General features: G+C 48.1%; 13 protein-coding genes and 1 riboswitch. Of the genes, 1 reads left to right on the forward strand and 12 read right to left on the reverse strand.

The genetic code is table 11. The features are described 5' to 3' along the window. Positions 1-2: 2 nt before the first annotated feature. The 11 genes from purS to ABD014_RS22855 all read right to left on the reverse strand — a co-directional run bounded on the left by purS (position 3) and on the right by ABD014_RS22855 (position 11005). The gene (gene purS / locus ABD014_RS22805) at positions 3-248 is read right to left on the reverse strand and encodes a phosphoribosylformylglycinamidine synthase subunit PurS (RefSeq protein ID WP_068778258.1); all 246 of its coding nucleotides are present in this window, start codon (positions 246-248) and stop codon (positions 3-5) included. 163 nt (positions 249-411) lie between these two features. After that, positions 412-1308, reverse strand: coding sequence for a phosphoribosylaminoimidazolesuccinocarboxamide synthase (locus ABD014_RS22810; RefSeq protein WP_343865203.1), 897 nt, complete (start codon positions 1306-1308; stop codon positions 412-414). A gap of 107 nt (positions 1309-1415) precedes the next feature. Then, positions 1416-2717: an adenylosuccinate lyase gene (gene purB, locus ABD014_RS22815; RefSeq protein ID WP_343865206.1), complete on the reverse strand. Its 1302-nt coding sequence runs from the start codon at positions 2715-2717 to the stop codon at positions 1416-1418. Next, complete coding sequence (purK, locus tag ABD014_RS22820) at positions 2714-3979, reverse strand: 5-(carboxyamino)imidazole ribonucleotide synthase (protein ID WP_343865329.1); 1266 nt, start codon at positions 3977-3979, stop codon at positions 2714-2716. The genes purB and purK overlap by 4 nt, the downstream gene beginning before the upstream one ends. Positions 3980-3987: 8 nt before the next feature. Next, the gene (gene purE, locus ABD014_RS22825; protein ID WP_343865208.1) at positions 3988-4491 is read right to left on the reverse strand and encodes a 5-(carboxyamino)imidazole ribonucleotide mutase; all 504 of its coding nucleotides are present in this window, start codon (positions 4489-4491) and stop codon (positions 3988-3990) included. 427 nt (positions 4492-4918) lie between these two features. Further along, positions 4919-5020: riboswitch (purine riboswitch) on the reverse strand. A 297-nt stretch (positions 5021-5317) separates the two neighbouring features. After that, a complete protein-coding gene (gene spoIIP, locus ABD014_RS22830) occupies positions 5318-6736 on the reverse strand; it encodes a stage II sporulation protein P (protein ID WP_343865210.1) in 1419 nt (472 codons plus the stop codon). 199 nt (positions 6737-6935) lie between these two features. Further along, positions 6936-7370 carry a universal stress protein gene (locus ABD014_RS22835; protein WP_251416717.1) on the reverse strand — a complete coding sequence of 145 codons (435 nt, stop codon included), beginning with the start codon at positions 7368-7370 and terminating at the stop codon, positions 6936-6938. A gap of 86 nt (positions 7371-7456) precedes the next feature. After that, positions 7457-7720 carry a DUF1294 domain-containing protein gene (locus ABD014_RS22840; RefSeq protein WP_068778265.1) on the reverse strand — a complete coding sequence of 88 codons (264 nt, stop codon included), beginning with the start codon at positions 7718-7720 and terminating at the stop codon, positions 7457-7459. A 109-nt stretch (positions 7721-7829) separates the two neighbouring features. After that, positions 7830-7967, reverse strand: coding sequence for a hypothetical protein (locus ABD014_RS22845; protein ID WP_343865214.1), 138 nt, complete (start codon positions 7965-7967; stop codon positions 7830-7832). 57 nt (positions 7968-8024) lie between these two features. Next, positions 8025-10145 carry a DNA topoisomerase III gene (locus ABD014_RS22850; protein WP_343865216.1) on the reverse strand — a complete coding sequence of 707 codons (2121 nt, stop codon included), beginning with the start codon at positions 10143-10145 and terminating at the stop codon, positions 8025-8027. Positions 10146-10432: 287 nt separating this feature from the next. Next, entirely contained in the window at positions 10433-11005 is a 573-nt protein-coding gene (locus ABD014_RS22855; RefSeq protein ID WP_343865218.1) for a hypothetical protein, read from the reverse strand. Positions 11006-11203: 198 nt separating this feature from the next. Between ABD014_RS22855 and ABD014_RS22860 the strand changes: the two genes are divergently transcribed. Next, a complete protein-coding gene (locus tag ABD014_RS22860) occupies positions 11204-11419 on the forward strand; it encodes a hypothetical protein (RefSeq protein ID WP_343865220.1) in 216 nt (71 codons plus the stop codon). Between the two features lie 76 nt (positions 11420-11495). Here the strand turns inward: ABD014_RS22860 and ABD014_RS22865 are convergent, their stop codons facing one another. Then, on the reverse strand, positions 11496-12437 hold the full coding sequence (locus ABD014_RS22865) for a DMT family transporter (RefSeq protein ID WP_343865222.1): 942 nt from the start codon (positions 12435-12437) through the stop codon (positions 11496-11498). Between the last annotated feature and the right edge of the window lie 82 nt (positions 12438-12519).

The following is a 12519-nucleotide window of genomic DNA, read 5'->3' on the forward strand; positions in this document are numbered from 1 at the left end:
AATTAGCCCTCCAATTCAAAGCGGTAGTCTTCTACGACCGTATTCGCCAGAAGCTTCTCACACATTGCCTTGACACGAGCCTCGGCCTCGAAGCGGTCATCCGTATCCAATTGGAGCTCCATATACTTACCGATACGAACGCTTCCTACTTCGTGGAATCCCATAGAATGCAGTGCGCCTTGTACGGCAACTCCCTGCGGATCAAGTACGCTTTGTTTAATGGTGACATAGACCTTCGCTTTCAACATATCTCTCATGTTCCTCCTAAGGGTTTGTATTGCGGCGCTGCCGCGATATAATTTTATGAACTGCTCTATGAATACAAAAGCTTGAAACACAGGATGATAGAAAATCTAGTTGTCAATGCCAAGTAATCTGTCTATTAAAATATCATTGCGGAAAATACCAGTTTTATAGCTGCTGCCCGGAAATACGAGAGTAAATCTCACGATAGCGGTGTGAAGTCTCATCGACTACAGATGTCGGCAGCGGATCAGGCTGACTGTTCTTATCCCAGTCGGAATGGGCCAGATAATTGCGTACCGGTTCTTTATCCATACTGTCAATATCCACACCCAACGCATATTTCTCTTTGGCCCAGAAACGAGATGCATCTGGAGTGAAAATCTCGTCAATCAGAATCAGCTCGCCGTCGATCAGACCGAATTCCAGCTTGCAATCAGCAAGAATAATATCGCGCTTCTCGCAGAAATCACGAGCGAAGGCATACAATTCAAGACTGCGGTTGCGTAGTTGCTCAGCCAATTCGACTCCAACCTTCTCCGCCATCACTTCAAACGAGATATCCTCATCGTGGCCAACATCGTTCTTGGCTGCAGGAGTAAAGATCGGCTCCGGCAATTGATCATTCATCCGCAAGCCTTCCGGAAGCGAAATGCCGTTAATCTTACCGTTCTTCTGATATTGCCGCCAGCCTCCGCCGGTGACATAACCACGCACCACACATTCGATATCGATGCGCTGCGCTTTGCGGGTAACCATCACTCTTTTACGTAGAACGTCCTTATTCTCTTCGCTGATCACATCGCCAAGCAATTCGACATCGGTATGCACGACATGATTCTCCATCAGTTCTGCAGTCTGCTCAAACCAAAAGGCGCTTAGCCGATTCAGAACATTGCCTTTATCAGGAACGGCCGGTTCAAGCACATAGTCAAAAGCGGAAATCCGATCGGTCACGACGATTAAGTAATGTTCACCAAGATCATACAATTCGCGGACCTTACCTTTGTACAGCAGCGGGGCGTTCACGAGGCCCTCCGCCGTAGAAATGGCTCTTGCTGACATAATCACTGTCCTCCTTAGTGGCGCGCGCCGCCTGCCCTGCCCTTCATTCAACATCTATCGTCAAGCGGCGCTGCCGTTTAAGCCTCATAAGAGGCGATGAACTCCCCTTAGTCTTCGATCAATCCGAGCTTGTGGAAGATTGTATCCACATGCTTCAAATGCCAAGCTGGATTGAACGCATCCTCAATCTCTTCCTTGCTTAACACCGCTGTAATCTCCGGCGTCTCCTCGATAATGTCACGGAAATGACGCTGCGTCTCCCAAGCCTGCATCGCCCGAGGCTGCACTGTATCATAAGCTTGTTCACGGCTGAAGCCTTTATCAATAAGCTTCGTCATCACGCGGCCGGAGAACGGCACGCCGTAAGTGCGCTCCATATTGCGCTTCATATTCTCAGGGAATACCGTTAGATTCTTCACGATATTACCGAAGCGATTCAACATGTAATTGAGCAGCATCGTTGCATCTGGGAGAATGACCCGCTCGACCGAGGAATGCGAGATGTCGCGCTCATGCCAGAGTGTCACATTCTCATAAGCAGAGATCATATGACCACGGATGACACGAGACAAACCAGAAATATTCTCGCAACCGATCGGATTGCGCTTATGCGGCATCGCTGAGGAGCCTTTTTGTCCTTTGGCGAAGGCTTCCTCCACCTCACGGAATTCACTCTTCTGCAATGCGCGGATCTCGGTAGCGAACTTGTCGAGCGAAGTAGCGATTAGAGCCAGCGTCGCCATATATTCAGCATGACGGTCGCGTTGCAGCGTCTGTGTCGAGATTGGAGCTGCCTTCGTGCCAAGCTTCTTGCAGACGAATTGTTCAACCGTAGGATCGATATTGGCGTACGTTCCGACAGCACCGGAGATTTTACCGTATTGCACATTGTCTGCCGCGTGACGGAAGCGATCCAGGTTGCGTTTCATCTCTTCATGCCAGAGCGCCATTTTTAATCCGAAGGTGGTCGGTTCGGCATGTACCCCATGCGTCCGCCCCATCATCGGGGTATCTTTATAAGTCAGCGCCTTATCACGCAAAATTTCAATAAAATTGATAATATCCCGTTCCAGGATTTCATTGGCCTGCTTCAGCAAATAGCCAAGAGCTGTATCAACGACGTCGGTCGAGGTCAGACCGTAATGAACCCATTTACGCTCTGCACCCAATGTCTCAGATACAGCCCGTGTAAAAGCAATAACGTCATGACGCGTCTCCTGTTCAATTTCATAGATCCGGTCCATATCAAACGAAGCGTTCTTCCGCAGCAGCTCAACATCTTCCTTAGGAATAATCCCTAGCTCCGACCAAGCTTCACAAGCGCACAGCTCAACCTCCAGCCATGCCTTGAATTTATTTTCCTCCGTCCAGATCGCTCTCATTTCCGGTCTACTATAACGTTCAATCATGAATGTTGATTCCTCCATATTTTGGTTTTCTTTATCCAGTCGAGCCCGTCCGATACCTCTCCACAGAGCAAATTGATATGCCCCATCTTCCGTTTAGGTACCGAACCGCTCTTTCCATATAAGTGTACTTTCGGAATGACGGCAAATCCAGTCTGCCTACCCGAAGCCATCTGTTCGTCTGGCTGTTCCTGTCCATCCTGGTCTTCGGAGTTCGACAAATCCCTATGCCACTGATCCGTTGTCATCGCCTGTACAACCTTATCTATATGCTCTCCAAGTATGTTCACCATTACGACAGGTGTTCGCAGCGAAGGATCGCCGAGCGGAAGATTGCATATCGCCCGGACATGCTGCTCGAACTGTGAGGTATTGCAGGCTTCCATTGTGTAATGTCCAGAATTATGAGGTCGCGGGGCAAGTTCGTTAACGAACAGCTCTCCGTCCTTCGTCAGGAACATCTCCACGGCAAGTAATCCGACCGCACCCATCGATTCGGCGATACGAGCGGCAAGCCGTTCCGCCTCACGCTGGATTGACTCGGCTACCCGAGCCGGAACAATCGATACATGCAGGATATTATCGACGTGAATGTTCTCGGCAACAGGAAATGTCTTAATCTCCCCACGTGGACTGCGTGCAGCAATGACGGACAATTCCTTCTCGAAGGGGATGAATTGCTCCAGAACGAGTTCCGTCCCAGCCTTGCTTAACTCCCTATAGGCCACAGCAATTTCCTCTCCCGAACGGATCACCCACTGCCCTTTGCCGTCATAGCCTCCGGTCGCCGTCTTCAGAACACTCGGTAATCCGAGCCTAGCTATAGCCGCCCTCAGTTCATCTTCACTACCAATCTCCGCGTAGGGGGCCACGCGTACCCCCGCAGCTTCCACCGCCTTCTTCTCCCGCAGACGATGCTGCGTGGTGTACAGCAGGCGACTTCCTTGCGGCACATAGGATTGCTCCGCAAGCAGGGCCGCCACCTCTGCATCGACATTCTCGAATTCATAAGTAATGACATCCGATCGTTCAGCAAGTACCTTCGCTGCTTCCTTGTCGCTGTAAGCAGCTACGATCTGATCAGCAACCTGACCGCACGGCGCAGCAGGTGTCGGATCAAGCGCGATGAAGCGATAGCCCAGATTGCTTCCGGCGAGCGCCATCATCCTTCCAAGCTGACCTCCGCCAAGGACGCCGATGGCCGCGCCTGGCTGAATAATCCGTTCCGTCTCAAGTCCTGTGACAGCTTTACGCTCCGAGATCATTCTATCCATTATTGTCGTTCCTCCAACACTAGATCATCGCTTGTCTCAATGACCGCATCACGTAATGCTGTACGCCGCTGCTCCAGACGCTGCGCTAACTCAGGATCAAACGCGCCAAGGATTTGCGCAGCCAGCAGGCCAGCATTGGTAGCTCCCGCCTTGCCGATCGCAACCGTTGCTACAGGAATGCCGCCAGGCATCTGTACGATGGACAACAGTGAATCAAGTCCGTTAAGCGCAGCGGATTTGACCGGAACGCCAATGACAGGAAGGGTCGTCTTCGCGGCAACCATGCCTGGCAAGTGGGCCGCGCCGCCCGCACCAGCAATAATCACCTTAATACCGCGCCCTGCTGCCTGCTCTGCGAATTCAAACATCAAGTCCGGAGTACGATGAGCGGAGACAACCTTCTTCTCATACGGAATCCCAAGCTCCTCCAGAATGACACAAGCATGAGACATCGTATCCCAATCCGATTTACTGCCCATGATCACTGCAACCTGTGCTGACATTCTTCAACCTACTTTCTTAAGTAAAAGTATAATTACGAAACTGGGTATTGCTATTGAGGTGAATTAATTATTAAAAAGGCTGGGAAAATAACGTTGTGTCGTTTCGTTGATGTAGAAGGTAGAAGAAACAAAAAAAGTCCTGGAAACTCCAAGAAATAACAAAGTATTTCCAGAAATCCGGACCAAAAGTGAATACGCCCTCGCCCTTTTGCAACCAACGGGAACAGAACGATCGGCTTCATGAATGATTAATGCGGCTATCTTCGTCTCAGGCTGCGCCACACCGTGGACAAACTCCCCATCCGGGGCTTCGTCCAATCTTCATTAACCCATGCATGCTGGCCTTCACTTAAGCCAATAGACTAAACTCGCAGCATCCGCATGTCGTTGTTCCAATGATCCGTAAGGAGAATGGTATGACCTATCCTAAACTGACGTATTCACTCGTAGTCCGACTATTTAAGGTAATCGGGTAGAGACTCCCGGGCCATATTCCCAAGGTTATACGAGCAATTATTCCACAAAATTTATTAGAAAAAGGCTTGTTCAACAAAGCTTATGATGTGAACATTCTATGAGTAAATTACCTCTCTATGTCTAGTTTAACAATCCCTCCTATCATATGTCAACTAAAACACGAACAATATAAAAACGATGTATATTAATGTTCGTTTTTAACCATTGTTACTCCTTGTTAACCTCATCTTAAAGCCTTATATCATCGCAAATCTACATAAATTATGTATTTATAACAAGAGACCGTCCTCAGTATTAAACTGCTGTACAGGACGGTCTCTGCGCTTATCTGATATAAAAAATATAATTATTACTTGGAATGATAGTACTGTGCAAACACATCCGCCAAAGCTTCTGCGGCACGCTGGCTTTCCTGGAACGTATTATTGGCTCCCCCGATCTCGATCAGGATGCTGCCTGGGGATACCGATTGATTGTATTCGCCATTACCTTGCTTTGCAGTCTTCAGCAGCACGCCCCGAGACAAGCCAGGGTAATTCTGCTTCAACAGCTCATTCAGCGCATCGGCAAACTGCTTATTCTTCGCATGGTTGCTATGATTCGTTCCAATCACGAACAAAATGCGCGCATAGGACTCCCCGTTAATCGAAGTTGTCGTCGTCTGTTTCGGTACATCGCTGTCACGATGGATATCGAGGAAATAAGTCAATGAAGGATTCGTCTTCAGCGCTGTATTAATCGCCCTGCGCGATTCCTCATATGATTTGGAATAGCTGAGTCTTTGCTCCTCCAACCGCCTCGCTATATCGATGTTATTAACGAACGTCGGTACACCCTTCTCCTGTAACACATCACCTAGATACCTGCCGACCATCGCAATATTAATATCACGATCATCTACCGAAGAGCCCTTCACATTACGGGCAACACTTCGCCAGGATTCCCGATTATGAGAGGAATAAATGAATACTTGATTCTCATAATTCACTTCAGCATTGGACTGTCCCGCAGTGTCCTGCGCATCGTTGGCAGAACCAGTCTGCACAACCCAGCCAGCGATATAGGCCGTGTTGCCATCCTGCAGTGCGACCTTGAACCACTCTCCATCACTCTCTACGATTGTATAAGATTCGCCGGGCTGTGCCTTGCCAACGATCTCATAATCCATGCCAGGTCCGACTCGCAAATTAGTAACATCAACAATCTTAACGACGGAAGCACTCTGATCCCCAGCATCGGACTCTCCGTCCGCCGCTTGATCAGGTTTGTTCTGCTCCACGGTTTGAGGCTTCTCCTCTTGACCGCTCTGGAACTTATCCTGCTCCTGCTTAACGATCTTAGTCTCGTCCTGGACGGCTTTTGTCTCATTCTTAACGACTTTAGTCTCGTCCTTAACAGTTCCTTTGTTCCCGTCTTTCACATACTCGATATAATCGGTGTGTACCCATCCATCAGACTTCGCCAGCTTAATCTTGATCCATTTCCCCTGCTTATCCAGCACTTGATATGTACTCTGCTTGCCGATCATCTGGATAACTGCTGCCTTCAAGTTTGGCTCTGTACGTACATTCAAACGTTCAACCGTACTTCTGGCATATTCAATCTTCTTAGAATTATCACTTGGCTTGGTACTTTGCTTCTTCACTGTCTTGACTTCAGCAGCGTTCCCTTTGGCCGCATAAGCCTGACCTGAAGCATAGAGACCATTAGCACTACCTAGTAAAAGAACGACACATACAGCAACTCTCCACATTTTGAAACGAGGCAAAATAATTTCTCTCCCAACATCGTTAGTCTTACTCTATTATTTCGACATAGATAGATGAAACCCTCCCCTATTCGCCGAAATACTAGATTAATAGAGAGAAAATACCCATTACACCTTCCTAGCATCTAAAAAGTAAACAAGGGCCAACTCTTAGCAATCTTCCTCACTAAGAGCTAGCCCTTATCTTAAGCTTTATTCTTTATTTTACGACCAGAACCGGGATTCTGGCATGCTGTACAACATTGTGGCTGACGCTGCCAAGCACGAACTCGCGTATGCCGCCAAGACCGCGGCTGCCAATTACAATCAGATCGTTATGATTCTTCTTCGTATAATCAAGTATGACTTCTGCTGGCGCACCCTGCATCAATTGAACGGTAGCATTAACCCCTGCCTCTTCAAGTCGCTTCTTAGCTTCCTCCACCGTCTTCTCTGCAAGTTCATAGAACTCCTCATTCACGGAAGCAGGTACAGGGGCAAAGCCATCCGCTACATAGAACCGCGGAAAATCAAATACATGAAGCACTTCAAGCGTTGCATCCGGGTTTAATTTTGCCAATTCAATCGCTTTGTCTAACGCTTTGGTACCCGCTTTGGATCCATCGTATGCTGCTACTATTTTGGAGAATAACATGACAAGCACCTCTCTCATCTAAGTATTAATACGATTAACCGTCAACTAGCCAATAGTACGATAGAATTTGATGCGCCAATCATAAATCAGGTTAGAAAATAACCATACAACACCGCGTTCAAAAGGAGTAACAGCGGAATCCCGATCCGGAAGCTCATGTGCTTGGTCTTATGGCGTTTCGTATTCATGGCGATCAATACGCCTAACGCCCCGCCGATGAAGGCCAGCAGGAACAGCGTCTTCTCGGGGATTCTTTCCTTCCTCTGCCTTGCGCGCCGCTTATCGTCGGACATGACCAGATAGGCCACTAAATTAATAAAAATCAGCCAGATTACTAGGCCCATTCTCATGCCGATTGCTCCCTTCGAATTCGAGATAGAGATAGCTCTATCTAATAATATTATAACGCCAATCTCAGCAATTAAAAAGCTCCCCGCAAGGGGAGCTTCCATGCAGCAGCTAGGATTCCTGCTTCGGAATCTTGTTCAAGCTGGATGGCCTCTCCGCCTGCTTCTTAGGCTGAAGCTCATCAGCGGCTTCCATAATACTTGACTTGTTCTGCTGATTTTTGATTTTCTGCGCTTTATTATGCGGCATGTGCATACCACCTCCAGGCATAGCATCCCGGGATGATAAATGATTTATGCATAACAATTACTGATTCTTCTTCTCCATTGCAGCCTTGAGCAGATCACCCAGATTATTGCCGACCGGCTCCTGCTTCGCATATTGCTTGACCAGCTTCTGCTGTTCCCGCTTGTTGATATGCTTCGAATCCTTATTCATAACTTCAGTTATTCCACAGGAAAGACACTGCACATATAGTCCTGCCTTGCCCTCCTTCATCTCCATTTTCTTATGACATTGCGGGCAGCGGCGATTGGACAATCTCTTCTCTCCGGAGCGTTTATAGCCGCAGTCTTCATTCGGGCAGATTAAGAGCAGGCCCCGCTTCGTCTTCTTCTCCAACAATCTTGTCCCGCAATCTGGACAATGACTGTTCGAGACATTATGCGGCTTATAAGATGCCTCACTATTCTTAACGCCCTTCACCAGGCTCTGCGCCATTTCGCGGATACCGCCCAGGAACGGTCCCGGTTTACCTTGTCCGCGAGCGATCCGCTCGAGCTCCGCTTCCCAACGTGCCGTCAGGTCAGGACTGCGCAGATCCGCTGGAGCTAGCTCAATCAATTGTTTACCCTTGCCGGTTGGATGCAGCAGATTTCCCTGCCGCTCTATCGTATCCGAATTCACCAACTTCTCGATAATATCTGCGCGTGTCGCCGGCGTGCCAAGGCCATGCTTCTCCATTTGCGTCAGGAGGGCTGCCTCGGTATAACGCTTCGGCGGCTGAGTACGGCCGCTCTGAATTATGCAGCGCTTAACGGTTACAGCTTCCCCTTCCTTCAATTCCGGAAGTGATGCTCCGCTCTCCAGATCATCATCGTCTTCATCTCCATCAAGAAGCGACTCATCATAAGCAGCTCGCCAGCCACTCTCCTTCATCGTAATACCCTTGGCGTGCAAGGTTTCTCCTGTAACATCAAGCTCTACGGCGACATTGTCATAGCGAGCAGGCGGATAGAACAAGCTGATGAACCTCCGTACGATCAGATCATACAGTTTGCGTTCTTCAGAGCTTAGTGCGTTCAACAGCACGGTCTGCTCCGTAGGAATAATCGCATGGTGATCGGTAACCTTGCTATCATCAACGATACGCTTCGATATAGGCAGCGGCTTGCGGAGCAGAGGCCGGGCGATCGCCGCATAAGGACCGATGGCTACACTAGTCAGCCTTTCTTTTAACGTATCGGCCATATCCGAGGATAAATAGCGTGAATCCGTACGCGGATAGGTAACTAGCTTATGCTGCTCATACAAGCGCTGCAGCACGTTCGATGTCTGCTTGGCCGAAAAGCCAAGCAGGCGGTTTGCATCCCGCTGCAGCTCCGTCAGATCATAAGCAAGAGGATGAGGGACATGCTTCTCTGTCTTTTTTAGCTTGACGATTTTACCGGAGCGCCCGCTTAATTTATCTTGCAGAGCTTGTACCTTATCGCCATCAAAAATACGCGAGTCGCCATTGCTTCCCCGCCAGGTCGCTTCAAAATTACCTAGGTCAGCGCGGAGAATGCTGTATTCCTCCGAGCGGAATCTAAGAATCTCATTCTCACGCTGCATAATCATTCCTAGCGAAGGTGTCTGTACACGCCCGGCCGATAAAGGCGATCCAAATTTACAGGTCAAGGCTCTCGTAACGTTCAAGCCGACCATCCAATCTGCTTCTGCACGACAGCGGGCCGACTGATACAGCCGTTCGAACTGGCTTCCCGGCTTGAGTGATGCGAACCCTTCCTTGATCGCTTTATCCGTCTGTGACGATATCCACAGCCGCTTGAACGGCTTGTTCCATTTCGCCATATCCATGATCCATCTAGCCAGAAGCTCTCCCTCACGCGCCGCATCGGTGGCGATGATCAGTTCCTTGATATCCTGCCTGCGCATAAGCTGCTGAACGGCCTTATATTGATGACTGCTTTCTCTTAGCACCTTTAGTTTCATTTTATCAGGGAGAATCGGCAGGTCCTCCAGTGACCAGTTGGCAAATTTTTTATCATAATCCTCAGGCTCAGCAAGTCCAACCAAATGGCCAAGCGCCCAGGTAACTACATATTTACTTCCTTCAAAATGACTCTTATGCTTCTCACGGCTACCCATCACCCGCGCAATCTCACGCGCAACAGACGGCTTTTCCGCCAATACCAAAGTTTTCATATTGTAAAAAATGCACTCCCTTCCTCCCCCCATTATAGCATCTCATCCTGCATGACTATAAATTCTCATTTCCTCCTAATAATAAATAGAAGTCGATACGGACAATCCGTTTGTGGAGTTCGAGGTTGAGGTGGAATCGAGGATAACGACCTCGACAACGATCTTAGTTTGGACTTACGATGATTTCGTGCTTATTCCCAATACAAACGGAAGACTCCTACATTGACATAGGAGTCTTCCGTTTGTGATTCCAATAAGTCGTCCTGACCCATATTTGGGGCCGTTATTTACTTCTCGAATTCAAGAAACAATAGATTCTGATACACATGTTTACTGAAAGGAAATTTGAAACTCAACCCAAAGCCAGTATGATCGATATAGACTGCCTTCAATGCCGAAGACCTTATAGTGCTACGGATGAGTGCAATTGCCAGCGGTTTATTATGACAACGAATGGCCCGGGCAAGTCGATCCACGAAGGAACGCTGACAAGCCAGCCTGCGATAAAGAGGCAAGATTGCCCGTGTCAAGGCGCAGTGAGCAGCGGTCTCGAACTTGAATCGCACCGTTCCTGGCGGAATCGTTACACCATTCGAATAGCTTGATTTATTAATCGCAAATGAAATGAAATATCCGATCGCATTGGTTCCTAGTCCATGTTTGCCCAACACAGGAGATACTTTGCGTAGTAGCTTGATCATCGCATTAAGATCAGCCGAGACGACAGTCCTGCTCCAGGCTGCGGCATATTTTCGATTACAGGCTATAGCTTTGTAAAAGGGCAGCATCTGCCGTGCAATCCGCTGCAATGCTGCTCCTGTTGGGGCGTGAACGGGCCGCCTGCCCCTATGCTTCACCATAACATCATCCCCCTATAGCGGTTCTAGACTGCTATATTGTATGGAAATGACCTATAAAATGGACTGGGCTCATTACATTTAGTATGGAAGGACATTCTAAATACCCTGGGCTGGACAACAGCCTGTTCTGATTGCTATGCTATTTCAAGTGTTACAGACAAGAGTATTCATTCAGAGAGAAGAAGGAGAACGGACATTATGCCGATTAATAGACGCCTTAACACTGATCAAGATTTCCAGGATGCGCTGGACCGTCAGCTGCGGATTCGCGTATTTCACAATAGTCATATGGTTGAGAGCGGAGCAATAATCGTCCGCTTTACCGAGGATAAGATTATTACTCAGACCAGCGTTAGTGATCTCACGTATCATTCGCGTCAAGAATGCGAGTTTTTTCAATTAAAGAAGGGGTAATTTATAAAAATAGGGGCTTATTTTTTCTTCGAAATGACCCGAACGAACGCATCATATAAATTCCAGATAAACCGACTTAAGCGCCTTCGGAATCAGAAGTGGATCTACCAATTTGGCCATGGCTTACTTGATCCGAAGGTGCGTCTTTGCCATAGCGGATAAAGATCGCCACACCACATAATATTATGGCTCCAGCCCACAATTGTACAGAGCTAAGGGCCTCCTTTAGCAGCAGCCATGCCAGCAAAGACGCAAAGACTGGCTCCCCCAATACAGCCATGGATACAGCAGCCGCACTAATATACTTCATCAGCCAGTTGAACAGATAATGGCCGAATAGAGTCGGTACTACAGCCAACAGAAGGAAAATCCCCCATTCTCTCGGCGCATAACCTGTAAACGGAATATGACGAACTAGGTTATACCCTCCCAGAAAAGTTGCCGCGATCGCAAAAACCCAAAAATTATACACATAAGCGCTCAAGTTCTTAAGTAAGTGCTTGCCGATCAGCATATGTGCCGCTACCGCGACTGTCCCTAGAAGAGATAGAATATCCCCCCGAATTGCCTCCTCCGATAGCTGGAAATCTCCAATGCCGATAGCAATTGAGCCAATGAGAGCGAGACCGAGACCAATTAGCATAGCCCGGTTGATCCGGGCGCCGAACAGTAAAAATGATCCGAACATAACGATAATCGGCTCCAAGGTTAAAATTACCGTTGAGCTGGCTACTGTCGTTAGTTGCAAGGAGCCCATCCACAACAGAAAATGCAGTCCCAGCATGAGTCCCGATGAGATCAACAAGAGCCATTGTTTGGAAGCCAGCTGAAGCATTTCTTTACGATACTTCCATAGTAGAGGGAGCATAAGCAGATTTGTAAGATACAATCTGTACATCGCAATAATAGATACCTCGGCGGTAGACCAACGCACAAAAATAGAAGAAAACGATATCGCTATGATACCGATTATATAGAGTACTTCATATGACACAGATGATTTAACCCTGGAGTACATTTTAGCGTCCCTCGATCCAAAAATATGTATATTTTACATGTCAACACACCACATTATAGCGATACGTCCTGGTCCCAGCAAT

The organism is Paenibacillus motobuensis (assembly GCF_039521865.1).
GTDB lineage: Bacteria > Bacillota > Bacilli > Paenibacillales > Paenibacillaceae > Fontibacillus > Fontibacillus motobuensis.